Genomic DNA, 562 nt, shown 5'->3' on the forward strand with positions numbered 1-562 from the left:
GAGCTGGTGGAGACCGAGGGCCGGCCCCGGCTGCGCGGCTGGCTGGACAAGCTGCTCACCGAGAACCTGCTGGAGGCGGCCGTGGTCTACGGCTACTTCCCGTGCGTCTCCAAGGGCGACGACCTGGTGCTGCTGCACGAGGACGGCACCGAGCGCACCCGGTTCACCTTCCCGCGCCAGCGCCGGGGCCGCAGGCTGTGCCTGTCCGACTTCTTCCGGCCCGAGGAGTCGGGGGAGCGGGACGTGGTCGGCCTCCAGGTCGTCACGGTCGGCTCGAAGATCGGCGCCGCGACGGCCGAACTGTTCGAGGCCAACTCCTACCGCGACTACCTGGAGCTGCACGGCCTCTCCGTCCAGCTCGCCGAGGCGCTGGCCGAGTACTGGCACGCCCGGGTCCGTGCCGAGCTGGGCTTCGCCGGCGAGGACCCGGACTCGGTCGAGGCGATGTTCGACCTCAAGTACCGCGGCGCCCGCTTCTCCCTCGGCTACGGGGCCTGCCCCGACCTGGAGGACCGGGCGAAGATCTCGGACCTCCTGGAGCCGGAGCGGATCGGCGTGAAGC

At 71.7% G+C, this 562-nt stretch carries 1 protein-coding gene; it reads left to right on the forward strand.

Annotated features, from left to right (window positions below):
• Window positions 1-562 (forward strand): vitamin B12 dependent-methionine synthase activation domain-containing protein (locus KUM32_RS39895; protein ID WP_302185260.1); only part of this gene is annotated, 562 nt, incomplete at both ends.

This window comes from Streptomyces sp. AC627_RSS907 (genome assembly GCF_019049165.1).